General features: G+C 43.0%; 18 protein-coding genes. 1 reads left to right on the forward strand and 17 read right to left on the reverse strand.

Going from position 1 to position 26,519, the window contains the following annotated elements:
• Nucleotides 1-106 precede the first annotated feature (106 nt).
• The 17 genes from FRZ06_16285 to FRZ06_16365 all read right to left on the reverse strand — a co-directional run bounded on the left by FRZ06_16285 (nucleotide 107) and on the right by FRZ06_16365 (nucleotide 24,697).
• Nucleotides 107-6,550: a carbohydrate-binding domain-containing protein gene (locus FRZ06_16285; GenBank protein ID QOX64792.1), complete on the reverse strand. Its 6,444-nt coding sequence runs from the start codon at nucleotides 6,548-6,550 to the stop codon at nucleotides 107-109.
• 436 nt (nucleotides 6,551-6,986) lie between these two features.
• A complete protein-coding gene (locus FRZ06_16290) occupies nucleotides 6,987-8,366 on the reverse strand; it encodes an S-layer homology domain-containing protein (protein ID QOX64793.1) in 1,380 nt (459 codons plus the stop codon).
• Nucleotides 8,134-11,547: a hypothetical protein gene (locus tag FRZ06_16295; GenBank protein ID QOX64794.1), complete on the reverse strand. Its 3,414-nt coding sequence runs from the start codon at nucleotides 11,545-11,547 to the stop codon at nucleotides 8,134-8,136. The genes FRZ06_16290 and FRZ06_16295 overlap by 233 nt, the downstream gene beginning before the upstream one ends.
• A gap of 239 nt (nucleotides 11,548-11,786) precedes the next feature.
• On the reverse strand, nucleotides 11,787-12,890 hold the full coding sequence (locus FRZ06_16300; protein ID QOX64795.1) for a SpoIIE family protein phosphatase: 1,104 nt from the start codon (nucleotides 12,888-12,890) through the stop codon (nucleotides 11,787-11,789).
• A 114-nt stretch (nucleotides 12,891-13,004) separates the two neighbouring features.
• Nucleotides 13,005-13,436, reverse strand: a complete 432-nt coding sequence (gene aroQ / locus FRZ06_16305; GenBank protein ID QOX64796.1) for a type II 3-dehydroquinate dehydratase — start codon at nucleotides 13,434-13,436, stop codon at nucleotides 13,005-13,007.
• Nucleotides 13,437-13,767: 331 nt separating this feature from the next.
• The gene (locus tag FRZ06_16310; protein QOX64797.1) at nucleotides 13,768-14,907 is read right to left on the reverse strand and encodes an aminotransferase class V-fold PLP-dependent enzyme; all 1,140 of its coding nucleotides are present in this window, start codon (nucleotides 14,905-14,907) and stop codon (nucleotides 13,768-13,770) included.
• 267 nt (nucleotides 14,908-15,174) lie between these two features.
• Nucleotides 15,175-16,062, reverse strand: coding sequence for a ParB/RepB/Spo0J family partition protein (locus FRZ06_16315; protein QOX64798.1), 888 nt, complete (start codon nucleotides 16,060-16,062; stop codon nucleotides 15,175-15,177).
• Nucleotides 16,062-16,835, reverse strand: coding sequence for a ParA family protein (locus FRZ06_16320; protein QOX64799.1), 774 nt, complete (start codon nucleotides 16,833-16,835; stop codon nucleotides 16,062-16,064). Before FRZ06_16320 ends, FRZ06_16315 begins: the two co-directional genes overlap by 1 nt.
• A gap of 177 nt (nucleotides 16,836-17,012) precedes the next feature.
• Nucleotides 17,013-17,804 (reverse strand): ParB/RepB/Spo0J family partition protein, encoded by a 792-nt coding sequence (locus tag FRZ06_16325; protein QOX65978.1) that lies wholly within the window; start codon nucleotides 17,802-17,804, stop codon nucleotides 17,013-17,015.
• Nucleotides 17,805-18,004: 200 nt separating this feature from the next.
• A complete protein-coding gene (gene rsmG / locus FRZ06_16330) occupies nucleotides 18,005-18,715 on the reverse strand; it encodes a 16S rRNA (guanine(527)-N(7))-methyltransferase RsmG (GenBank protein ID QOX64800.1) in 711 nt (236 codons plus the stop codon).
• Nucleotides 18,716-18,744: 29 nt separating this feature from the next.
• Nucleotides 18,745-20,622: a tRNA uridine-5-carboxymethylaminomethyl(34) synthesis enzyme MnmG gene (mnmG, locus tag FRZ06_16335; GenBank protein QOX64801.1), complete on the reverse strand. Its 1,878-nt coding sequence runs from the start codon at nucleotides 20,620-20,622 to the stop codon at nucleotides 18,745-18,747.
• A 66-nt stretch (nucleotides 20,623-20,688) separates the two neighbouring features.
• Entirely contained in the window at nucleotides 20,689-22,074 is a 1,386-nt protein-coding gene (gene mnmE / locus FRZ06_16340) for a tRNA uridine-5-carboxymethylaminomethyl(34) synthesis GTPase MnmE (GenBank protein QOX64802.1), read from the reverse strand.
• A 148-nt stretch (nucleotides 22,075-22,222) separates the two neighbouring features.
• Nucleotides 22,223-23,104, reverse strand: coding sequence for a protein jag (locus tag FRZ06_16345; protein ID QOX64803.1), 882 nt, complete (start codon nucleotides 23,102-23,104; stop codon nucleotides 22,223-22,225).
• A 21-nt stretch (nucleotides 23,105-23,125) separates the two neighbouring features.
• Nucleotides 23,126-23,812 (reverse strand): YidC/Oxa1 family membrane protein insertase, encoded by a 687-nt coding sequence (locus FRZ06_16350; protein QOX64804.1) that lies wholly within the window; start codon nucleotides 23,810-23,812, stop codon nucleotides 23,126-23,128.
• Between the two features lie 18 nt (nucleotides 23,813-23,830).
• The gene (gene yidD / locus FRZ06_16355) at nucleotides 23,831-24,040 is read right to left on the reverse strand and encodes a membrane protein insertion efficiency factor YidD (protein ID QOX64805.1); all 210 of its coding nucleotides are present in this window, start codon (nucleotides 24,038-24,040) and stop codon (nucleotides 23,831-23,833) included.
• Entirely contained in the window at nucleotides 24,037-24,402 is a 366-nt protein-coding gene (rnpA, locus tag FRZ06_16360; protein QOX64806.1) for a ribonuclease P protein component, read from the reverse strand. Before rnpA ends, yidD begins: the two co-directional genes overlap by 4 nt.
• Nucleotides 24,403-24,562: 160 nt before the next feature.
• Entirely contained in the window at nucleotides 24,563-24,697 is a 135-nt protein-coding gene (locus FRZ06_16365) for a 50S ribosomal protein L34 (GenBank protein ID QOX64807.1), read from the reverse strand.
• A gap of 466 nt (nucleotides 24,698-25,163) precedes the next feature.
• On the opposite strand from FRZ06_16365, the gene dnaA reads away from it, so the two are divergent.
• Nucleotides 25,164-26,486, forward strand: a complete 1,323-nt coding sequence (gene dnaA, locus FRZ06_16370) for a chromosomal replication initiator protein DnaA (protein ID QOX64808.1) — start codon at nucleotides 25,164-25,166, stop codon at nucleotides 26,484-26,486.
• Nucleotides 26,487-26,519 lie beyond the last annotated feature (33 nt).

Genomic DNA, 26,519 nt, shown 5'->3' on the forward strand with positions numbered 1-26,519 from the left:
AAAAGGGGAACAGCCGGGAAACCGGCTGCTCCCCTTTTGTTTGATAAAATAAGAAGGTCGGCAAACAAGTGTTGTCCTTGTCAGCCGACCCATTTCAATGATTCACTTAAATTAAGTCAGATTTCTTTAGCAGACGCTCTGCCATTACCGCTACCTCTGCCCTTGTAATAAAGCTCTTCGGTGCGATGGTGTTGTTTCCGCGTCCAGCCGTAATGCCTGTTTCAAGGCAAGCTGCAACGCTCTCCTTTGCATAAGCGGATATTGCTGTGCTGTCTGTATAGCTACCGATTAACTTACTGATGCTCTGATCTGTCAGATTAACCTTCAGCCCTGTAACCTTCATTGCTCTTGATAGCATCGCCATAGCCTGCTCCCGTGTAATCGTGTCATTGGGCCCGAAGTTACCGTTATCGTAACCTTTGATGATTCCGTAGGATACAGCTGTTTTGATATATCCGCTATACCAGGAGGATGCTTTGACGTCGCTGAAGATGCTGGCGGCGCTGTCCGGCGCCAAGCCAAGGGCTCTCACCATGATTGCAGCGAACTCTGCACGTGTCATATTTCTTCCTGGATCGTAGCTGTTGTTTCCAACACCTGTGACAACCATTCTGGATCCCATGTTGTTCACTGATTCCTTGGCCCAGTGCTTCGTCATGTCGGAGAATTCAATGGGATTCCAAACGACCGAATAGGTACTGTTTGTCAGGCTGTTGATCACCGCATAGTAAGTTCCGTTGATCACCGTTACTCTGGTCGGAACATGATAGATCGTTCCGCTTGGTTCAACTACGATTCCTGTGGTGATTTTTGAAGGATCAACACCTTCGGGAATCGCGATGGTACGCTCCACATAGGAGTTAAAGCTAGTTGTATTTACCGATTTTCCTCCGTAGGTGCAGGTGATTGTGAAATCTACCGCCGGAGCTACAATGGTAAAGCCTTTGCCTTTTTCTGCGCTTTCAACTACTTTTGCCATTGTATTTGTGGGTTCAGAAATTCTTACGGATACGGTAATATCCTCAAGTGATACATTGGTTCCAAGCTTTTTGGATACCTCAGTGATATTGATTTCCGCAGCAGGCAATGTATAACTGGAAGCGCCTTTCTGAATCACGAGAGTCGCACTCTTGCTCTCCATGGACTTGACCATCTCGCCGGTCAGCTTGCCTTCTCCTGCATTGACTCCATCCTTGATTGGAATGGTTACCTTTGCGCCTTCTTTTTCCGCTGAAAGAAGGGATTTCAGCTTGTCAGAGTCTACTGTTACCGTTGTAAGTGTTTTTCCATCTGATCCTGTCGTGGTCTCAGATTTTCCTGCGGACTGGGATTTCCCGTTGATGAGCACATTTGTATCTTCTGTTTTGACGCTTGGAGTTGGTCGAGATGGTTTGCTCGGCCCTGGCCCCTGTCCTGGTTCGTCTTTCGCTTTCCAGTTTGCTGTGATGGTCGTATTTGCTTCCGGCATCGTAAAGGTAGTTTCTGCATTGCTGGTGTTTTCAAAGACACCGCTGCCTGCAGTAGTCCAACCAGTGAAGGTATATCCTTCCTTCGTGCCTGCATGAATGGAGACGATTGTCCCTGCGGCGTAGCTGCCGTCCGCCGTAGCTCCTGTTCCTCCGCCGCTAACGGTCAGTGTATAGTTTGTTACTGTACCAAAGAGTGGATATCCTCCATTTTCATGCTTTGTATCGTCTTTCCACGATGCAAGATTGTTATACTGGCCAGACAATCCTGCGGCATTATGATTCAGGGTCTGTGCCATTGCTTTCAGCTCTTCCGAGGTCTTCGCTTCCGCACTGCCGGTGTTACCGTCTCCATATGAACTGTCTATTAACAATGCGCTATCCAACCAATATACATCCACCAGAGTGCTGCTATTATTTACTGCGGATACACCGCCGAGATAGACGGATCCTGCCCCAGCGCTGACGGTGGAAACAGCACCTGCATTATAGCTATTTTTAATGGTACCAGAATAATTTTTTCCTGTGATACCGCCTGCATAGGCTGTATTACTGTTACGAACGGCGTTCACACTTCCGGTGTTGTAACAGTTAACAATGGTCATCTCTGCGTCTTGGTTGACTCCTGCGATTCCTCCGGCTATAATACCTACGACTTGGCCTGTATTATAGCTGTCCTGAATATGCCCCATTTCATTATATCCTGTGATACCGCCTGACTGCGTCCCTCCGATGGAAGCAGTATTGAAGCAGTCCTCAATTCTGCCTCCTCGGTTGTAAGCTGCAATTCCTCCCGCATAGGAATTTCCTCCGGATGCATAAATCTGTCCACCTTTGATACCTATGTTCCTTACTGTGCTGCCGCTATCAAGATAACCGAAGAGTCCTGCATAAGATGCTGATCCGTTCATATAAAGTCCTGTAATCGCATGGCCGTCGCCATCAAAGGAACCTGTAAATGCTGTCACATTGTTTTTTCCAATGGGAGTCCATACTTCGGGGTCATTATTAATATCATCATTGAGCGTGATATTTGCCGTCACCCGATAGTGCTTGCCGCCATATTTTGCATTTTGCTCATTCACAAGCTGAGCCATTTCTTTTAGTTCATCCTTGCTGGTAATTAGGTAAGGATCCGCTTCCGTTCCTTCTCCGCCAAAGCTTGGACCTGGTATAGAAGGTACTGCTGTAATTTTGATATCTGTAGCCGGTGTTTGATCGGTTCCGTAAATATAGTAACCGCCCTGTACCTGAGCCCCCTGCGAATAGCTGCCTTCTTTCTTCTGAAACGCTTGCATTCCAGTATCTGTAATTTCCAGCGTGTATACTGCTCGGGATAGAGGGGCCGCACTTGCGCTTGCGTAAATCGTACCGCCGGAAAATATGATATTTTGATTGGATACGATTCCAACACTCATTACTACCGGATAACTAGAGGATGAAACGCCTCCGGTTGCGTAAATATTTCCACCCTCAATCAAAATTGTTTTATCTGCCAGGATGCCTATGCTGTTGTTCTCGGTTGTAGTGCCTCCTGTGGCGTGTAATTCTCCGGTGCTACCCTTTATAGTCAGCGCACCGTTGCCTTCAATTCCATATGTATTAAAGCGGTCGTGATATGTGCTTTTTACCCTATTAATGGTTCCATCTACCAGCACAATGCTGGCAGCAGCCGGTAGTTTTGCAGCAACAGCAGAATTAGTATCAAGATTAATGCCGCTTAGTTCGAGTGTTTTGGGACTATAACCCTTTTCTTCATCTCCATAAAGGTACCACTTCCAGCCTTCAACGCTGTTTGTAATGTCTTCAGAAGTCGGATCTGCGCTTGTGGTCTCTGTTTGTGATTTGTACCAAAGTTCTTTTACGGTCAGATCAAGAGCACTCGTACGCTTTTTAAGCCCTGCTGTTGTCTCTTCGGTAATATGATACTTGGCGTTACTATTTTCTGTGACATTCAGCGGCATATTGATGCTCAGCTTATCAGCCGGTATGGTGATCTCCATTGCGCGTTCGCATTCTTCAAGGGGAGTCCCTGAAAAACCGATTGATGCACTAAAACCATCTTCTGCAATGCTGAGCAGCGTTACGGTGAGACCCTCCGGTAAATTGGTAAACCAATTGCTGATATCATCCTGTTCATTTAAAGTGATAAATGCACTGTCTGTCAAGTTGATGGTCATTGTTGCACTGCCAGGCAACGCTTTTCCGATTTCACCACTGATGGTTTTCTCTGAAATGGAGGCGCTGGGCGCTGTATTATTTGAACTGATATCAAAGCTTGCATACTGGTTTACATTGGCGTTTAAAATAATGCCGTCAGTCAACTGTTCTGCCGGAATAATGACAACTATAGGACCCGTACTTCCAGACACTGGCGTACCCGAGAATGCGAGGGTTACTTTCCTTCTGTTCCCATCGATAGAGGCTACCTTGGCTTGTGCTCCTGGGGGTAGATTTGAAAACCAGCTTGCTGCGTTCTGGTTCACTGTCAGGTCATTCCTAAAGCTGCTGTAAATTAGACTTACGGTTAAACGATCTTCACCCGAAAGAGGTGCACCCGGCTTGCCGGAGACAGTAACGTTAGAAAGAAGCGCTTGACGCTTACTAATCAGGATATCGGTTGCATTTTCATTCGAGCTGTCCTTGTAACAGAAGCCTGTCCATCGTGTTGTTGCTCCAATGTAATTGCCATCTACATTCTGACGGATGGTCAGGCCGGAGTCATTGATCCCATATGCACCGTATACCGCAAAATCATTTCCTTTTGCGTAAGTGATGCTTTCACCGGAAAAGGTCACGTAGTTATCAGCCCGTATTCCCTGGCTGTCACTGTATACTGATTCCTCACTTCTGGCTGTCACAATGCTGCTGCCGTTAATGATTATATTTTTACGTGACATGAGGCCTGCGCTAACCCATGTGTGTGCTATCTGTCCTCCGACAGCTTCTACTTCGCCTCCGGAGATGGTGAGATCTCCCACTGAGAATATCCCTACGCTGCCTGTTTTTGTATCACCGTTTCCCCCTGTAGCATAGAGACTGCCGTTATTTCCTCGAATACTAAGTGCACCCATGCCTTCGATACCACGGGTATCACCGGTGCTAAAGCCATTCCGTAAGCATTTAACAGTATTCTCAGTGTTATCCTTAAGAATGATTATGGAATCAGCCGGCAATCTAATCCCTACAAGATCTCCTGTCTCCAGTGTTATATCCTCTAAAACGAGGGTTTTCGGATGGTAGTTCAATTCCTCGCTGCCATACCGATACCATGTCCATCCCTCACCGGAGTCTAGAATATCAGATAGAATTGGGTTCTGGCTGGTCCATTGTTCACCAGTGCTCCAATAACTAACGCTTTCTGCGGTTAAATCAAGCATGGAAGTCCGCCTGCCATCCCATGTCTCAGTAATGTGGTACCGTGCGTTATTATTTAAAGTCACAGGAATTGGCTGGTCGGAGGTCTGCTTATCTGCTGGAATTGTAATTTCTATTGGCGCTTCCAGCGCGGAAAGCGGTGATCCGGCAATTCGGACAAGCAGCTTCTCAATGGGGTTTTTATTATCGATACTGACAACCGTTGCGTTTAATCCCACAGGACTGTTTGCAAACCAACTGGAAACGTCATTTCCTGCACCCAGATCTTTGAAATCACAGCCTGACAGATAGAGGGTTACCTCACCGCTCATAGACTGGCCCACTGCTCCCAAAATCAACGAGTTTGAAAGAGTAGCGCCTGCCGGAGGATTTTGGATATTAAATCTGGCGTTTACATTTGGTATTACAGTAATTGCCTTGTTACCGGTCAAGTTTCCAGCTGGTATCGTGATTGATATTTGCTCAGTATATACCGATTTTGGTGTTCCAATAAATTTAATGACTGCCTGCATATCCGTAAATGACTCAATTACAGCATAAACCGGGCCCGATAAACTGCTTAAACCGGCAAACCAATTTGTTACATCGCTTTCTACTGCCAAGTTTTCTGATACAAATGTATCTCCCGACAGATTGATTGTAACTGTACCGGATAGCGGCATTCCTACCACGCCGGAGAGCGTCACATTATCAATCTCTGCGCTGGCAGGCGGTGCCTTTTGAATCCGAATGTCAAAGGCATAATCGGTATCGACAAAATAGAACTTACCGTTATCCTCTTTTGTCACTGGCACTGTGTAATTATTTCCATTCTTATGTAGAACTTTCATTCCACTGTCATCAAGACCATTTTGTTCACTGCTATATACTGCAAAGTACTGGCCTGAAGAAATTTCCTCTGCTTTCGCATAAGTGGTTCCGTCACTGAACTTTAGCGTTTGACCGTAGATTCCATAGCTTGCGTTGATCGCTTCTCCACCTGCCGCATGAATTGTTCCGTTGCTAATTTTTACTGTTTGCCCGTAGATGCCGTAGCTGATATTAATCGCTTCTCCACCCGTTGCAGTAATGGTCCCTCCGGAAATATCAATCATCGCATTGGAAGAGATCGCCTTGCTTTCAATCTCTCCATATCCGCATTCCGCATTAATCGTTCCATCTTTAATTTCCAGAGTTCCGGTTGAATGGATGCCTCCGCTGTATTCCAGGCTGGCGACATCCGCTCCGCCTCTAACCTGCAGCGTACCGCTTCCTTCTATGGTTAAGCTTCCATAGCAATAAATACCAAACGATTCATTGGTGCCGTTATATGTACTTCGTACTACATTTGTGGTCCCATCCTTCAGGATGATGGTAGCCTCATCCGGAAGCGTTATGGCAATCGGGTCGCTTGTATCTAGCTGGATTCCCTTTAAAACCAGTGTCTTTTTCGCGTAACCTTGATCTGAATCTCCATCCGGATACCACTCCCATCCTTCCGCGGTATTTGTATAATTTTTAATGTCGGCGTAAGCGCCTTCACTTTCGTATTCTCCATTACTGTTAATTTTTATAAATTGAAACCATTGACTCGGATTTCCCAATGGAAGTATATTACTGCGCGACTGTATTGTAACATCCCCTGCAAATGCATATTGTGGTATGAGTGTAATGATCATACACAAGATGAGCAGAATCGCAGCGCTCTTTTTAAATACTTGTTTCATTCTTTTCCTCCTTTATCCTTTTTCGCTTTTAGGAAGGGTACAAGCATCATTTTGCTTCGTTCCTTCTTTTACTAGATCACATTTCTTTGATTGCTGGTGAGTATTTGTCTATTGATTCCTTAATCCTTTCGAATCACTCCTTCCTATCAGATTTTCTCTATTGGCTATAACCTCTGTGTACCTGCTTTCCTCAACAAAACATTTCAAACCATTTCTCCTCAGAGCCTTTTCTTATGTTTCTACGTTATTTTACATTTTTCGAGTCAACAAAAAATAAACAAGCAACTTGCTCAATCGTTACGGAGCAGCTGATACAAAAACTTTTATATGTTTAGGGACAGCAAAGACATCGCTGCATAGAGCACAAAAAATAAAAGATCGGCTGACATGGATAACGAAATGCACCCTTGTCAGCCGACCCATTTCAATGATTCACTTAAATTAAGTCAGATTTCTTTAGCAGACGCTCTGCCATTACCGCTACCTCTGCCCTTGTAATGAAGCTCTTTGGTGCGATGGTGTTGTTTCCGCGTCCAGCCGTAATGCCTGTTTCAAGGCAAGCTGCAACGCTCTCCTTTGCATAAGCGGATATTACTGTGCTGTCTGTATAGCTACCGATTAACTTACTGATGCTCTGATCTGTCAGATTAACCTTCAGCCCTGTAACCTTCATTGCTCTTGATAACATCGCCATAGCCTGCTCCCGTGTAATCGTGTCATTGGGTCCGAAGTTACCGTTATCGTAGCCTTTGATGATTCCGTAGGATACAGCTGTTTTGATATATCCGCTATACCAGGAGGATGCTTTGACGTCGCTGAAGGTGCTGGCGGCGCTGTCCGGCGCCAAGCCAAGGGCTCTCACCATGATTGCAGCGAACTCTGCACGTGTCATATTTCTTCCGGGATCGTAGCTGTTGTTTCCAACACCTGTGACAACCATTCTGGATCCCATGTTGTTCACTGATTCCTTGGCCCAGTGCTTCGTCATGTCGGAGAATTCAATGGGATTCCAAACGACCGAATAGGTACTGTTTGTCAGGCTGTTGATCACCGCATAGTAAGTTCCGTTGATCACCGTTACTCTGGTCGGAACATGATAGATCGTTCCGCTTGGTTCAACTACGATTCCTGTGGTGATTTTTGAAGGATCAACACCTTCGGGAATCGCGATGGTACGCTCCACATAGGAGTTAAAGCTAGCTGTATTTACCGATTTTCCTCCGTAGGTGCAGGTGATTGTGAAATCTACCGCCGGAGCTACAATGGTAAAGCCTTTGCCTTTTTCTGCGCTTTCTACTACTTTTGCCATTGTATTTGTGGGTTCAGAAATTCTTACGGATACAGTAATATCCTCAAGTGATACATTGGTTCCAAGCTTTTTGGATACCTCAGTGATATTGATTTCCGCAGCAGGCAATGTATAACTGGAAGCGCCTTTCTGAATCACGAGAGTCGCACTCTTGCTCTCCATGGACTTGACCATCTCGCCGGTCAGCTTGCCTTCTCCTGCATTGACTCCATCCTTGATTGGAATGGTTACCTTTGCGCCTTCTTTTTCCGCTGAAAGAAGGGATTTCAGCTTGTCAGAGTCTACTGTTACCGTTGTAAGTGTTTCCATCTGATCCTGTCGTGGTCTCAGATTTTCCTGCGGACTGGGATTTCCCGTTGATGAGCACATTTGTATCTTCTGTTTTGACGCTTGGAGTTGGTCGAGATGGTTTGCTCGGCCCTGGCCCCTGTCCTGGTTCGTCTTTCGCTTTCCAGTTTGCTGTGATGGTCGTATTTGCTTCCGGCATCGTAAAGGTAGTTTCTGCATTGCTGGTGTTTTCAAAGACACCGCTGCCTGCAGTGGTCCAACCAGTGAAGGTATATCCTTCCTTCGTGCCTGCATGAATGGAGACGATTGTCCCTGCGGCGTAGCTGCCGTCCGCTGTAGCTCCTGTTCCTCCGCCGCTAACGGTCAGTGTATAGTTTGTTACTGTACCAAAGAGTGGATATCCTCCATTTTCATGCTTTGCATCGTCTTTCCATAATGCTAGATTATTATACTCTTCGGATAACCTTGCTACATTTTCATTTAGTTCCTCTGTCATTGCTTTCAGCTCAGAAGATGTTTTTACTTGGATGCCATCTATGGTATCATCCGATATATAGTCAATAGTCAATGCACTATCCAGCCAATATACATCAATTAGGTTGCCAAGTAGATTTCTTCCGAAAACACCGCCGAGGTTGACCTGCCCGTTGCCAATACCATTGGCAAATACAGTACCTGCATTGTAGCTGTTCTTAATTGTAGCGGAATAATTTTTACCTGTAATACCTCCTGCATAGACGGAATCATTGTTCTTCATTGCCTTCACACTGCCCGTATTATAACAGTTAACAATGGTCAGTTCAGCGTCTTGATTGACCCCTGTGATACCGCCGGCTACAAAACCGGCAACATTACCTGTATTATAGCTGTCCTGAATATGCCCCATTTCATTATATCCTGTGATACCGCCTGACTGCGTCCCGGTAATACTGCTCCTATTAAAGCAGTCCTCTATTTGTCCACCGTTGTTATACCCTGCGATACCGCCAGCATAAGAATTGCTGCCCAGAGCAGAAAACTGACCACCCGTAATGCCAACATTCTTTACAATTCCATCCTTGATATATCCAAATAGTCCCGCATAAGATGTTGTGAAGTCGTTAATATAAATGCCTTTTATCGTATGGTTTCCACCATAAAAAACTCCAGTAAACGGTTTTTCGCTATTTAGCCCGATAGGCGTCCATTGTTCAAGCGTGCCATTATCAGCCTCGTTCAAAACGATATCTGCCATCAGCTTGTAATGCTTATTACCGTATTTTTTGTTATATAAATTTACATACCGGCCCATCTCTTTTAGTTCTTCCTTACTAGTGATCAAATAAGGATTTGCCTCCGTACCATTTCCTCCAAAGCTTGGCAATGGAATCGGTGTGATTCTAGCATCTTTGGCGGCGAGCAGATATTGCCCACTTACATATACAAGAACTCCATTTTCGGAATATGCAGGGGCAGTATACTCTTCGTCAATCTTTACGAATGCCTCCATCTCTTCGATGTCAAGATCCCATGAGCCAGAGTATACAGCACGGGATTTGGACTCAGCGTAAATAATACCACCGGTAATCTTAAGTTGTTTCGCAGCACGAAGCCCCGTGCTCATTGATTGATACGTGAACGGCGTAACACCGCCAACAGCAGTGATATTCCCCCCTTCAATCAGCAGAAAACCATTCGCCATCACACCAGAAGTTCCAATCGGACCGTATTCGGGATTACCTCCTAAAGTCTTGAGCTCGCCACTATCCCCTTTTATTGTTAGATCACCTTGGCACCATATGCCATAGCTATTTTCACCGCCAGTAAAAGTACTTGCTATGCGATTGCTTGTTCCATCTAACACCACAATGGCTGATCCAGATGGGAGCTTGATGCCGAAGTTTGCTGTTGTCGTCGTCAAATCAATCCCACTCAGTTCAAGAGTATTTGAAGCATAACCGCTTTCTTCATCTGCGTATCGATACCACTTCCAGCCTTCAACAGTATTTGTGATATTGGAGATTGTAGGATTTGCATATGCGGGTTCTTCACTACCAGATGCTTTGTAGCTTAATTCTGTAACAGTCAAGTCCAGTGAATTCGTACGTTTCTGTAGGCCTGAAGGCTCTCCTCCTGTAATGGCAAACTTTGCATTACTATTTGTATCAACGGTTACGGGCTCATCGATGCTCAGATTTTCACTTGGAATGTTAATTAACATTGCACTATCGGACGCCTCCAGGGGAGTTCCGCTAAACCCGATTGACGCGCTTGATCCATCTCCTGCTACGCTGAGCAGTGTGACAATCAGACCGTCCGGCAGGTTGTTAAACCAGCTGCTTATGTCGGTGTTATTGGCCAGTTCTATAAACGTGCAGCCTGTTAACGAAATGGTCATGGTCGGGGTGCCTGATAGCTTTGATCCCGCCACTCCTGATATGGTCTTTTGTGATATGCTGGCTCCCGGAGGGGCTTTTTGGATTAGGATATCAAACGCATTTTCGTCATGTTCTTCACTGGCGCCAGCCATGCTGTAGTACATTTTATTATCATTCGTAAGATGTTTTATTTCAATCTGCCCAGTGTAGTTGTTGTCGTCGATGTTATACCGTACCACCATACCTGTGGCTACGATACCCGTTTCTATTCCATCACCATCGTCGCTGAGAATTGAATAGCGTACACTATGAGTTAAACTTGCTTGTGCATAGACCGTTCCATCTTCGATGATGACAGACGCTCCCTTGATAGCAGCACTGATGTTGCTGTCCATGGTAGTATCGCTTTTTGCAGTAATATTTCCTCCGGAAATTTTGAGCACACCAGCCGAAGAAAGTCCAGTACTCCCATAAAAAGCTACTTGGCCCAGTGCTCTAATCGTACCACCCTCGATGTTAAGGTTACCTGCGGCAGAAATGGCCGTGCTGGTGTTCAAATAAGGACCAATCCCACTTTGGACCTCCAGCGATCCTTCTCCCTTTATGGTCAATTCCCCCTTGCAATCTATCCCAATAACATTATTAGGAACTTGGCTGCAAGTACTTCTCACTACATTTGTAGTGTCAGTCTTCAATATTATCGTAGCGCCAGCAGGAAGCGAGATTGCTACTGTATTGTTTGTTTCCAAATGGATGCCCTTTAGCACGAGAGTATTATCATCATAGTCCTGCGTAGAGTCTCCCTCTGGATACCACTCCCAGCCCTCTGCACTATCAGTAATTTTATCATCTGCAGATACGCTGTCAACTAAGACGTCTGCGGTATTGGTGTATCCAAATGGTTCGGATGGATTTCCAAGAGGAAGCATTGTCGTGCGTTGCACAATGGATTCTCCCCCTGCATATGCGTACTGTGGCATGAGTGTCAATATCATGCACAAGGTCAGCAGGATTGACGCTCCCATTTTTAATGATCGTTTCATAAATTCCTCCTTTATGAAGTTACTCTTCTTTTCAATGATTGGACTGCCGTTTATTTTTTCTACAACATTTTACATTTTTCGAGTCAACAAAAAATAAACAAAAGGATCGTGAGAAGGCATGAAACAGTATACTTACCTATTTTTTTGAATAAAAAAACTCCAAAACCAATGACATGAATCAATATCAATGGTCTGAGAGTTTTCTCATTATGTTCTTTTATATTCTTTATTTGGTTTTTTTACAACATTTTTGCAACAAGAATTGCCATATCATCTACAGCAGGCACATTCGTATATGCGTTTACTGCATTGATTACGGTCTCAGCAAGTGCTTTTCCGTCCAGATCCGCATGCTCGGAAAGTGTTTTCAACACGGCGGAAGAGTCGAAGGGAACCCGTGCTTCATTAAAGGCTTCCGTAATTCCGTCTGTATATAATACAATGCGATCCCCTTCATGAACAGGGATCGTGACTGTTTCGTAACCGGACTCTCCGATTAAAGCACAGATCGGAAGTCCACTGATATCAATCTCCTTCACCTTCCCACTCTTCGAAATCAATACCGGCATACAATTATGTCCTGCATTCAGAAATGTAATTTTCCGTTTTTCTTTGTTGTAAAGGCAAAACAAGATCGTTAGATATTGTTCCTTATCGATACCTAATGCGATATAATTTTTCAAGAGCAGTTCTGAGACTTCTTTGATATTTGCTGGATTTCCGCTAGCCCATCCTCGAACAACTTGCCTTAAAGATATGGTAAGGAGAGATGATGTAATTCCATGTCCAGACACATCTGCTATGTAAAGGAGCGATTCCGCTTCATTCATTTGTATCACATCGTAAATATCCCCGCCCAAATCTTCGCTCGGGCAGTAGATTGATTGTATTTCCAGAGAGCTCCAATATTTACCATCCGCTGGTAACGCTCGAATTTGAACATGTTTTGCAAATTCGATGTCAGCTTTTAACTTTTCATAATGTTTGAGAAGTTCATCCTCCGTTTTTTTCTGATCCGTAATATCATGGAATACTTCTATGGAGTATTTCTCATCATTATCGGTTTGTGCCGGTGAGGATATGATATTATAAAACCTGCCTTTAATGGGAACGTTTTTCGTATCGGGTTCACCGGTCAGGCTTGTTTCATGGGTAACACAGTGCTCACATTTGTCATCTCTTTCAAGTAGCTTGTAACAAATCTCTCCAAGGGTATGACCAAATTCTTCCCGCATTTTTTTATTCATATAGATTACGTTATGATCTTCGTCCATAACTCTGACCATGTAATCCATTTTTTCAATCAATTCTCTCATCAATAGGGGTTTTTCACTGAGTGACATCTTAATCCCTCCTATGCTTCTTCTGACATCCGTACGGCTGCCGCTTTCCTTGATTTTATAATGATATTGCTTACCACTTTTTTTTGCTTGATTTATTATACCATACTAAGTCGACTATTTATATTTATTTACAAGGAATTCGAGGGCCTCTAGATAAGAGTGAAGTCCCTTACCCCAAATCTGTTTTACACAGACACTTTTAATAACTGATATTTTCCGAAAATCTTCACGGCTATTGATGTCACTTAGATGAACCTCAACCGTTGGAATTCCAACTGCTGCAATAGCATCACGGATCGCAATGCTATAATGTGTATAGGCACCTGGATTAATCACCATCCCCTTTATAAAACCATAGGATTCTTGAATTTTATCAATGATACTGCCTTCATGATTGGATTGAAAGAACTCTAGTTCCACGTTTAGTTCCTTACCTTTTTCCAAAAGCTGATGATTGATTTCATCTAAGGTGAGGGTCCCATAAATTTCAGGTTCACGTACCCCAAGCATATTTAAGTTGGGTCCATTTATTACAAGTATTTTCATATTAACGCCCCTTTCGGAATGAACTTTATTTCAATTATATTCCGTATTCTACCCGATCATAAAATCTTTATAACCATGGAACTTGCTGCAAATAGGTTTGTCCCTGTCTTTGCCGGCCTTTTTATAGATCCGGTTCTCTATAACTCTCTTGCGTATCGAACCGCATCTAGGAAACAAATGTTTGTTTTGGTGCTATACGGAAAGTCTACGGCCTTAGCCGGTTAGAATTTTATCATAGGTGCAAACCGTCGCTCCGGTTTGCTTCGCACCGATACAATAAATGCATCTGTATAAAATCTTGAGATTTTCTTCCTTATGTGCATTTATTATATCATAGTTTCTGCATTTGGTATACGGCCTCTATTGCCTTTGAGATATCCTTCATCGTATTGGCTGGGCCAACACTGAGGCGCACTGCTCCCCTGTCAAAGGTCCCAATGGTTTTATGTGCGAGTCCTGCACAGTGAAATCCGCCTCGGCAGGCGATTCCGTATCCTGAGCTTAACCTTTCACATACCTCTTCGCAGTCAACTTTTTTCAGATTGAATAGAACAACCCCTGTTTTTTTTCTGCAATCAGTTGGACCATAAACTGTGACTCCGTTCATACTCCGCAGCGCTTCGTCCAGCTTACCAATCAATGACTCTTCATAGGCTCGAATCGCGTTGATTCCTATATTTGTTATATATTTAACCGAAAAACCCAATCCAACAATACCCGGTGCATTTACAGTACCAGCTTCAAAGCCCTCCGGGAATTCAACTGGCTGGATCAAGTCCTTAGAACGGGTTCCCGTTCCGCCTTCCTTTAAGGGCCTTAAATTAATATCTTCACGAACGTAAAGCATTCCCGTCCCCATAGGTCCCAAAAGTCCCTTATGTCCAGGAAGCGCTAACATCGCAATATTCATATCGTTTACATCAATTGGCAAACATCCAGCGCTTTGTGCTCCATCTACCATAAAAGGAATCTTCATTTTCTTTGCGAGAGCCCCGATTTCTTTAATTGGCATGATGGTACCCGTAATATTTGATGCATGGGTAACAACAATAAGCCGAGTATTCTCCTTGATTTCTCTTCTTAAAGCCTCTATATTTATAGTTCCATCAGGATTACACTTCACGATTGTTGTTTCAACGCCAGCTTCTTCTAAAGCTTTTAATGGTCTCAGTACAGAATTATGCTCCATGGAGGTTGTTATTGCATGATCACCAGGGTTTAAACAGCCTTTTATTCCGAGATTTAAGGCCTCAGTAGTGTTGGAAGTAAACAGAATACGGCTGCAATCTGAAATTTGGAATAGCTTCCCCAGCTCATTTCTAGTCTGGTAGATCTTCTCCCCAGTTTTCATAGACATCCAGTGACCAGATCTTCCAGGATTTCCGCAATAGTCTCGCATGCATTCATTTACAGCATATATCATTCCCTTTGGTTTCGGAAAGCTAGTTGCCGCATTATCCAAATATACCATATTAATCCCTCCGCTAATAGATTAAAGCTCCCTGCGTTGCTCTTAATCATACTATGCAGCTCGATGGAATTCTGCTATCTTTCATCGGTGAGGATGTCTTTCTGTACTGATTGTTTTTTAATTGAAAGTGAAGCACCCTCTTTTATCGACGAGGGGTGCCCCCTCTGCACTCCCCATTTTATCTAATAGGTAATGCTATTTCTGATTAGATAAAAAAAGCAGTGTTTCACGTGAAACACTGCTCCATATTATTTGAAATTTCATTGATTATTTCAAACTTAACAACAGTTCAAGAAGTCTTTCCAACTCATCTCTGCTGTAATATTCAATTTCAATTTTACCTTTTCTTGAACCATGATTGATGGCGACTTTTGTGCCAAGTGCATTCTTTAGCTCTTCTTCTAGATCAGTGAGTTCACGATTTTTCCCTCTGGCTTTTGCTTTCACTGCCTTCTTTACAGGTCCCTCGTTCTCACGATTAGCCAGAGCTTCGATCTCTCTTACGGATAGGCCGTCCTGCGCTGCTCGATTGGCTAGTTCCATCTGCTTTCGTTCATCTCTAACTGACACCAGCGCTCTCGCATGACCATTTGATAGCTCTCCTTGAACGACTAGGTCTCTTACCCCTTCCGGCAGCTTTAAAAGCCTTAGAGAGTTTGTGATATATGGTCTGCTCTTTCCAACACTTCTCGACACTTCCTCCTGTGTTAAACCAAAGGTTGTAATCATTTGATTCAACGCCTCTGCCTCTTCCATAGGGTTCAGATCCTCACGCTGCATATTCTCAATGATAGCAACGAGCATATTCTGCTCTTCGGTAAGCTCTCTTATAATACACGGTACCTGTTTTAAACCTGCCCGCCTCGCTGCTCTCCATCGTCTTTCTCCAGCGACGATTTCATAGCCTTCACGCGACGGCCTTACCATAATTGGCTGAATAATACCGTGAACTTCTATAGATCTTGCCAGCTCTTCTATTTTTTCATCGGGGAAGCTCTTTCTAGGCTGCTTCGAGTTGGGTTTAATCTGATTGATATCAATAAACAGGATTCCTTCGCCGTCAGCAGCTTTGTCAGAATCATGGGCATTGATCTCGACATCGTTAAATAAAGCTTCAAGTCCTTTGCCAAGGCCTCTTCCTTTTGGTCCAGCCATTAATTCTCACCTTCCAATTCCAGAAACTCCTCAGCAAACTCAAAATATGCCTCTGCTCCTTTGGATTTTGGATCGTATTCCGTAATCGGCATGCCGTAGCTTGGTGCTTCAGCCAATCTTACGTTTCTCGGAATGACTGTAGTGTATACTTTTTCTTTGAAATACTTCTTTACTTCCTCAACTACTTGAATTGACAGATTGGTTCTGCCATCAAACATGCTGAGTATTACGCCCTGAATAACAAGGCTCGTATTCATATTCTTTTTTACCAGTTCAATTGTACTCATGAGTTGACTTACACCTTCCAAAGCATAAAACTCACACTGAATGGGTATCAAAACGCTGTCGACTGCTGTCAATGAGTTGATGGTCAAAAGACCAAGGGACGGTGGACAGTCTATAAATATGTAGTCATATTGTGACTTGATCTTGTCTAGGGCTTTCTTCAGTCGTTTTTCTCTTCCCTCTAGCTGAACCAATTCGATTTCAGCTCCAGCCAGTTGAACACTTGCCGGTATGATATCCAGATTTTTGATTCTTGTGGGAATGATGGCGTCAATTGGCTCCAGCCCATCATTGATGAGAACTTCATACATTGTTTTATCAAGTCCCTTTTTCGAAATTCCCATTCCGCTCGTTGTATTCCCCTGGGGATCAATATCAAGAATTAGTATTTTTTTGCCTTTCAAGGCAAGACAAGCTGCCAGATTGATGTTCGTTGTTGTTTTCCCAACTCCGCCTTTTTGATTGAATATTGCTATGGCCTTTCCCAAACTAATGCCCTCCTACTGTAATTGGATTTCTAAATACCCTCATATATCCAGTACCACTTTATTATATACTATCATTATCTTTAACACCATATCTTTTTTAGACAAAAAAAGGTTTCACGTGAAACATAACACGGAAACCCTTTCATTTCAATGTTTTTATTTAATAAAAGTTATGCATCACTCAGCCGCAAAAACATTGTTTATATTTTCTTTTTTTGGTATTAATATCCTGACCTCTAGGTGATCTCCCTTATCCTCCTGGTAGTATTTCGCATTCTTTTCTACCTCAGCAATACTCGTAAATGCTTTCTTTAATGTGTTTAAGTAAATCCGATAGTTAATGTATCTTAGCTTCTCTCCTTTTCGCTTTTCTTCCTCGTGCTTTGTCATTATATCTTCAATTAGCTTCTCTGTTTGCTTTACATTAAGCCCGTGCTCTACAATCCGATCCAATATCAATTTTCTTATTTTATCATCTGTTACTTTCAGCAAAGCTCTTGCATGTCGTTCTGTAAGCTGGTTTTCTGCAAGAAGCCGCTGTACGTCGACAGGAAGTGACAAAATTCTTATTTTGTTTGAGATGGTAGACTGCTGCTTGCCAACTCGCTTTGAAATTTCCGTCTGCGTTAGTCCATAGTCATCCATCAGCCGCTTATACGCCGCTGCTTCCTCTATGTAATTTAAATTTTCACGCTGGACATTTTCAACAAGTGCAAGCAGTGCAGAATCCTTTTCATCAGCATCTCTGACGATGGCAGGAATCTTTTTCAGCCCTGCCAAAGTTGCTGCTCGAAGACGCCGCTCACCGGCAATTACGATATAAATCCCCTTTTGATCCCTTTTTACTATAATGGGCTGAATGACCCCAAATTCACGAATGGAATCGCATAGCTCCAAAAGTTCTTTATCCTCAAATACCTTTCTTGGTTGGTCTGGATTTGTAGAAATCAACTCCACAGGTATTTCCATTTGGTCTGATTTTTTTAAAAACATGATACCCTCCTTTGACAAAGCATAACACACCTGGACAGCGAAATTTAGGCGCTAACTTCGTTCTCATCCCAGCGTTAACTCCACCCCTCTGCAAAAATAACGCTTCTCTTATCATAGTAACAGGAGGCTTGTCCTCGGTGAAGGCTGTTTTCATCAACAAAAAACCCCTGAAAACTTCATTTCAGAGGCTCTTTCGCAGGAGTTCCTGCTTTTCTCGGATATTTCGCTAACGTTTTTTTATTTTTGTAGATCATTTGAATTCTATGATCCAAATCAAATCCTTTTGTTTGAGGGCGATAGTTGTCTTTCATTTCGCCCCCAAGCATCGTCACCGCTTTTTTTGACGATTCTATTTCATCATCGGCAGCAGCACTTTTATATGCAGCGAACCACCCTCCCAGCCGAACAAATGGAAGACAATACTCACTAAGAACTGCTAAATTGGCTACCGCCCTTGAAACACAAAGGTCGAAATGTTCCCGATACTCTTTTTTATGTGCAAATTCTTCTGCCCTACCATGGCAAAAGCTCACATTTTGAAGCCCTATTTCTGCGGCCAGTTCTTGTATTATTTTTATCCTTTTATTCAGTGAATCCAGCAACAGAAACTCTTTTTCCGGATAGAGAATCGCGAGTGGAATACCGGGAAACCCAGCTCCGGTCCCAATATCAATAATCTTCTTTGCTTCCTGAAACTGAGTACATTCGCAGATAACCACTGAATCTACGTAATGCTTTATTATAAACTCGACTTGATCTGTAATTGAAGTCAGATTTACCTTCTCATTCCACTCAAGAATCAGTTCCATATACCTTTGAAATTGATCGATCATTCCCTGCTCATAAGGAAGCTTCATTTCCTCCAGTACATCTATTAATTGCTTCATTTCTTTCCTTCTTTCGTTTCATCTGCAATTTATTTTATTCTCTTTTGCTTTTCAAGATAGATCAAAAGTACATTGATATCAGCCGGTGAAACTCCTGAAATTCGAGTAGCCTGACCAAGGGAAACAGGTTTCAGCTTGTTCAGCTTTTGTTTTGCTTCGATTCTCAGACCCTCAACCAAGTCATAATCCAGCTCTTCTGGAAGCTTTCTGTTCTCAAGTTTTTTAAAACGTTCGATCTGCTGTAATTGCTTAACAATATAGCCCTGATACTTGATCTGTACTTCCAGTTGGGTAATCGCATGCTTTGAAAGATTCGGCCGTTCTGAATCAATTTCGGACAGCAGTTGATAATTCATCTCCGGTCGTTTCATAAGCTCAGCCAGAGAAATTTTATTCTGCAGCGGCGTACTTCCGTTCTTTTCAAGAAAACTGTTGATCTGACTGGGAAGTACCATATTGGTTTCCAAACGCTTAAGCTCTTTCTCCACAGAATTTCTGATATGAAGAAATCTGCGATACCTGTCTTCACTTGCCAGCCCGATCTGATAGGACCGCTCCGTCAGCCGAAGGTCTGCATTGTCCTGCCTAAGTACCAGACGGTACTCAGCTCTTGAGGTCATGATACGATAAGGCTCGTTGGTTCCCTTGGTAACAAGGTCGTCAATCAATACGCCGATATACGCTTCCGAACGATCCAGAAGAAAGGGTTCTTTCCCATTCAGTTTCAAAGCAGCGTTGATCCCTGCTATGAGTCCCTGGGCTGCAGCTTCCTCATATCCTGAGCTTCCGTTGAACTGGCCAGCACAATATAAATTTGAAATTCTTCGATGCTCTAAGGTCATCCTTAATTCCAAAGGGTCTATGCTGTCATACTCTATGGCATAAGCTGGACGCACTATTTTCAAGTGTTCCAGCCCCGGTATGGTTTGATAAAATGCAATTTGTACGTCTTCCGGCAAACTTGATGACATTCCCTGAATGTATACTTCATCTGTAGACAGCCCCTCCGGTTCAATGAAAAGCTGATGCCGTTCCTTATCGGAAAAGCGATTGACTTTATCCTCAATGGAAGGGCAATATCTAGGGCCAACACCTTCTATTTGCCCGCCGAACAAAGCAGATCTTGAGAAATTATCACGAATTACCTTATGGGTCTTCTCGTTTGTATAGGTAAGCCAGCACGAGACCTGATCCATTTCAAAATGATCATTCATGAAAGAAAATGGTACAATATCCTCATCACCAGGCTGTTCTGACATTTTATCATAATCCAGGGTCCGCCCCAATGCTCTCGCTGGCGTTCCCGTTTTAAACCTTCGCATGGAAAGTCCATAATTCCGCAGATTTTGAGCGAGCTCTACAGATGGCGCAAGGCCATTGGGCCCGCTTTCATAGGACCATTCTCCAATAAATATTTTACCCCTCAGGAAGGTTCCCGTTGCTAAAATTACAGCTTTGCTGCGGTATGCAGCCCCGGTCTTTAGAATAACGCCTTTGACCTCGTTGTCTTCCATCAAAAGATCAACCGCTTCCCCCTGTTTCAGATCCAGGTTTTCCTGATGCTCGAGGGTCTTTTTCATCTCCTCATGGTATCTTGACTTATCAGCTTGCGCCCTCAGAGAATGAACCGCTGGTCCTTTTGCTGTATTCAGCATCTTGCTCTGAATGAAGGATTTGTCAATATTAATCCCCATTTCACCGCCCAAAGCGTCAATTTCGCGAACTAAATGACCCTTTCCCGTACCTCCGATTGAGGGGTTGCAGGCCATCATAGCCACTGCTTCCAGGTTGATAGACAGCATGAGCGTCCGCTGACCCATCCGCGCACAAGCCAACCCCGCCTCACAGCCTGCATGTCCTGCACCGATGACAATCACATCATATTCATCTAAAATAAAGTAGTTCATATTCGTCCGCTTCATAGCATCGGCTGGCAAAATAAACCGATACAATTCCTTTCTATGTTCTATAAATCATTTCCCTAAGCAAAACCTTGCAAATACCTGATCAATGATATCTTCTGTCACTGATTCTCCTATGATTTCTCCAAGAAGTTCCCATGAACGTCTTACATCAACTTCGATAAAATCAAGAGCTTCTGCATTTTTTGCCATTGTTCCTGCATCCTTAATTGCAGCCGCTGCCTGTTCAAGAAGCTCCATATGTCTCACATTGGTAACAAGCAGGCTGTCTTCCTGTTTGACTTTTCCTCCAAAGACAAGTCTTTCGATGGCATCCTCCAGCGCGTTAATCCCATGTCCATTTTTTACTGCGCTTCGAATTACCGTTGCTCCCGGCAGCATTTGATTTATTTTTTCCTGACTGACTTCGATACCAAGATCTTCTTTATTGAGCAGTACGATGACATTCCTGCCTTCTAGTTTTTCGATGATTGACAGATCCTCCGATTCCATCGGCTTGCTTCCATCGAGAATAAAAATGACAAGATCCGCGCGGTTAAATGATTCTTTGCTCTTTTCTATCCCGATCTTTTCTATTTTGTCCTCTGTTTCTCTGATTCCAGCCGTATCTGTTAGTTTCACCGGGATATCCTTGATACTGATAACTTCTTCAATAGTATCCCTCGTTGTTCCGGGAATTTCTGTCACGATGGCTCTAGATTCTCGTAATAGAGCATTCATGAGTGAGGATTTTCCAACGTTTGGTTTGCCTATAATTGCAACATTTAAACCCTCTCTGAGGATTCTCCCCGCGCCCGAAGTAGCCTGAAGTGCATCAATCATATTGCTTATCAACAATATACTTTCTGATAGTTTCTGATACGTTAAAATTTCAATGTCTTCATCGGGATAATCCAGATTTACTGTGATATCTACCAGCAAATCCATCAGCGCCTGCCGGATCTGCCCAACTCGCTGCGACAATGCTCCTTCCATTTGGAGAAGTGCAACATCGAAAGTTTTATCCGTTTTTGCCCGCACAATATCGATCACCGCTTCAGCTTGCGAAAGGTCAAGCCTCCCGTTCAGAAAAGCCCGTTTTGTAAATTCACCTTTTTCAGCCAACCGTGCCCCGCTTTTTAATATCAATGCCAATGTTTTTCGAAGTGCGACAATACTGCCGTGGCAATTTACTTCCACAATATCTTCTGCAGTATATGTGTGCGGACCTTTCATATAGACAGCCAAAACCTCGTCAACCACTTGTTTTGTAGCAGGATCAACGATGTGACCGTAATATAATCGTCTATTAACAATGGACTCTCTGTACTCATTTTGTTTTGGAACAAAAACGGTATCCAGAATTTCCTTTGATTTTTCTCCGCTCAATCTTATAATGCCAATTCCACCCTCGCCATAGGCAGTGGCAATGGCTGCGATTGTGTCATCCATCAGTATTCCTTCTCTCTGCTCATATATTACTCACAGTTTTTTAAATAAGATCCTGTTTCAAATTCTGACGCGGTTACCGGGGAGAATTCTCGAAAGCCGCGTTGCTGGATTGAAAAGGGCTCTCTTAATCAATAAGACAGCCCGCTTTTCACACTTATTTAAGTTCGATAATGACCCTTCTGTAAGGTTCGTCTCCTTCACTTCTCGTCGTCACTTTTGGGTTTGACTGAAGTGTGGCATGAATTACCTTTCTTTCATAGGGGTTCATCGGTTCCAATCTTACACTTTTTCTAGATTTTATCACCTTATCTGCAAGTCTGTTTGCCAACTGCTCCAGAGTTCTTTCTCTTTTTTCTCTGTAGTTTTCAGCATCAACCACCACTCTGAGATACTTTTCTTTATCCTTATTAACCACTAGGCTAGTAAGATATTGAATCGCATCAAGTGTTTGACCTCTTTTCCCGATGATGGTTCCGGAATCTTTTCCGTCCATATCGATGTAGATGCAGCTGTCATTTCCGAATACTTTTATCTTCAGCTTTAATCCCATTTTGTCGGTGATTTCATTCAAAAATGTCTCAGAAACATGATCTTTCAGTTCCACTAGATCAGCAGGCTTTTCTCTTACGGAAAAACTGCTTTCCATTGTAGATTCGCCGCCCGGTCTAACGCGATCGGTTCTTTTTTCCCGTCTTTCCGGCTTTCTCTCATTGTCTCTTCGGTCACTCTCTTTGCGAATAGCTGTTTTTTCAGGTCTTTCAGATCTATCTGATCGTTCAGGTCTTTCCACTCGTTCTGGTTTATAGGACGGTGTACTCTTCTGAATTTTTTCTTCTTGCTTTTTTTCTTCCGCTTTAAATGTATCAGGCTTTTTCTCAACTCTTACTTTAGCCAGCTTTGCTCCGAGTCCAAGAAAACCTTTGGTAGGTTCTTCTAAAACGATAACATTGACCTGGTCCGCTGTAAGCCTTAAATCAATCAGGGCCAATCTGGTTGCTTCTTCAACATCCTTGCCCCATTTTTCTGAATAATCCATATTGTATTCCTCCAAAATCAATTATTCGCTTTTTGCTGTTAATTTCTTTTTCCACCTGTTGAGTCCCATGGTCTGGAAGATCTGGATCACAGATCCTATAAACCAATAGATTGTAAGTCCAGCCGGAAAGGATCTTCCCATCCAGACAATCATAATCGGGAAGAAGTAACGCATCATTTTCATCATACCTGCCATGGAATTATCACCAACTGCATTCTGCTGCTGGGTCTGTGAAAAAGAAACGAAAGTTGCAATTCCTGCAAGAATCGGTAAAATCCATGGATCAGGCTGGCTTAAATCAGGAATCCAGACGAATGCTTCATGAACCGCCATCAACATTGCTTCACTTTTGATATAGACGGTGGGGTTTCTGAGAAGAGCAAAAAGACCGAATATGATAGGCATCTGGATTAACATCGGCAGACAGCCTCTCATCGGATTGAATTTTTCTTCTTTATAAAGCTCCATCATCTTGATGTTGAGCATTTCCTTGTCATTGGCGTATTTTTTCTGAAGCGCCTGCATCTTGGGCTGGACATCCGCCATTCTAGCGGAATGTTTTATCTGATCCGCATAAAGCGGAAACAGGCAAAGCTTTACGATAGACGTAAATACGATCAGGGTAATTGCGTAATTATCTATAAAACCATATAAATAACTAAGCAGCACACCAAGCGGCTCTGCTACCCATCCTATGATTGTGTTCATTCAATATCCTCCTGTTACTCATTTCAGCGGATCATAACCTCCGGGATGAAATGGGTGACATTTCAAAATTCGTTTCACTCCAAGAAAACTACCCTTAACCGCTCCATATTTTTCCACTGCTTGTAAAAAATACTGTGAACACGTCGGGTAAAACCGGCAGCTAGCCGGAAACAATGGTGATATCAATTTCTGGTAGCCTCGTATGAGAAGCATAATCATCCATTTCAAACTCTATCACCTGTTTGTCCTCTTCCCTTTTTCAGAGTTCCGGACTTTCTTGATGCGGCTTCCATAGATTTTTTCACATCCGCACATTTCAAATTAACGATGGTGTTGCGGGCTATCCATATAAAATCATAGCCCTTGTCCACGTCTGCCTCTAAATCTCTGTAGCTTTCTTTCATCAGCCGCCTCGCTCTGTTGCGCTTGACGGCGTTCCCAACTTTTTTACTGGCCAGAAAGGCTGTCCTGTTATAAGGCAGGCCATTTTTCCTGCAAAACAAAACCACATACCTTTCGCCAACGGATTTCCCCTTGTTGTAAATTGCTGAGAAGTCCTTTTTTCTCCGCAAAACGTTTGGTTTTAACATTTGCATCCCCTTAACATTCTGTCCGGCGCTTCAGCGCTGTTTACAGAATTTAGGCTTGAAAATCATGAATCTTTGATCAGTAGATTTTCATCGTCCAAACAAAAGGTTACATGCAGCAGAAAGACCGGGTCTCTAAACAAAAAGACCACTTGTGCGGTCTCTATGCTGTCAAACTTTTTCTACCTCTTGCTCTTCTTCTCTTCAAAACATTTCTACCGTTTTTGGTACTCATTCTTTTTCTGAAGCCATGTTCCTTAGCTCTCTGTCTAACCTTAGGCTGCAACGTCTGTTTCATAACTAAACTCACCTCCTTATGGAATATTACCACACGCAATCTCAATTTCAATATGCGCATAACTGCGTTGTAATTATACATTTAAAGAACTTTTCTGTCAACGATTTTATCCTGTCCATGATCAGGAAGAATCATCCTAATTGCCTATAAAATCCATTCAGAATCAATATATAGTTGTCCCTGTGAAAACTTTGCACAAAGTTACCCACAGATAGTGGATAACTTCCTGGAAAATATATTTTTAGCGTTTTCTATTTTAGGTATTGCCTGTGGATAACTTTATTTGTTATGATAGATTCGTAATTTTACATAGCAAAGATGCAGCATCTCAAGATAAGTTTTCATTATTTCGGATGCTGTCATAATTTTTAAGCTAAAAAATTCGCAATCATAAATTTTATCCCAAGCTATGCGATGCAGCGAGGAACACCTCGTTCATATTCTGGTCAAAAAAGGAACTTGCGACATGAAAAATCTGATTGAAAACTGGGAAAAAACTTTAGAGCTTCTCAAACCCGAACTGACTGCGGTCAGCTTTGATACATGGGTCTATCCTCTTACTCCCGTCAAGGTGGATGAAAAAGAAAACAAGCTGTATCTTTCCCTTTATAATGATATGGCCAAGTCTATTCTGGAAGGAAGATACATCACAATCATTGAAAATGCTGTGAAGGAAGCCTTCGGAAAGAAGCTGAAAGTAGTTTTCGTATATTCAGAAGAGCCCACAGTAAATCAGGAAGAATTGAATTTTACCGACGAACTTTACCTGAATCCAAAATATATCTTTAATACCTTTGTTATCGGAAACAACAACCGATTTGCTCACGCGGCCTCCCTTGCAGTAGCCGAATCTCCATCCAAGGCTTATAACCCGCTGTTCATTTACGGCGGCGCCGGCCTGGGGAAAACTCATCTGATGCATGCCATCGGCCATTATATCTTGCAGCAAAATCCGAGATCAAAGGTCCTTTATGTCTCTTCGGAAATGTTTACAAACGAATTGATTAAAGCAATCCGAGAAGATAAAAACGTTGAATTCAGAAATAAATACAGAAGCATAGACGTGCTTCTGATCGACGATATTCAGTTTATTGAGAAAAAAGAAAGAACCCAGGAAGAAATATTCCACACCTTCAATACCCTATACGAAGCGAATAAGCAGATCATTATCTCCAGTGACAGACCTCCAAAAGAGATCAACACCCTGGAAGAGAGACTTCGCTCCCGTTTCGAATGGGGTCTCATCGCTGATATCCAGGCACCTGATTATGAAACCAGGGTTGCGATCCTTAGAAACAAATCAGAACTGGAAGGTCTTGAAACCACAGATGCTTTAATTGAGGTCATAGGTGTAATCGCAGAAAAGATTCAATCCAACATCCGTGAGCTTGAGGGGGCTTTCATCCGCGTAATTGCTTACGCAAACCTGACGAATCAGAAAATTAACCGGGAACTGGCAAAGGAAGTCTTGAAAGATGTCTTCTCTTCAAAGGACAGACCGGTAACGCCGGAGCTTGTAAAAAAACATATTTGCAAGCACTTCAATATCAAGCAGGCTGACCTGGAATCGGCGAAGCGTTCCAGAGATCTGGCCTTTCCAAGACAGATCGCCATGTATATCTGCAGAGATATGACGGATCTATCTTTGCCAAAAATCGGAGATGCCTTTGGAAAAAGAGACCATACCACAGTTCTCCACGCATGTGACAAGATTTCAGGTGAACTGAAAATTAATGAGTCACTAAGAGCTGTTGTAAAGGAGCTTCAGCAGTCTATTAAAGAGGACTAAAAGAGAACAAAACCTTTGGACTAGCTGGTTCTG

This window comes from Clostridiales bacterium, assembly GCA_015243575.1.
Taxonomy (GTDB): Bacteria; Bacillota; Clostridia; order Peptostreptococcales; family Anaerovoracaceae; genus Anoxybacterium; species Anoxybacterium hadale.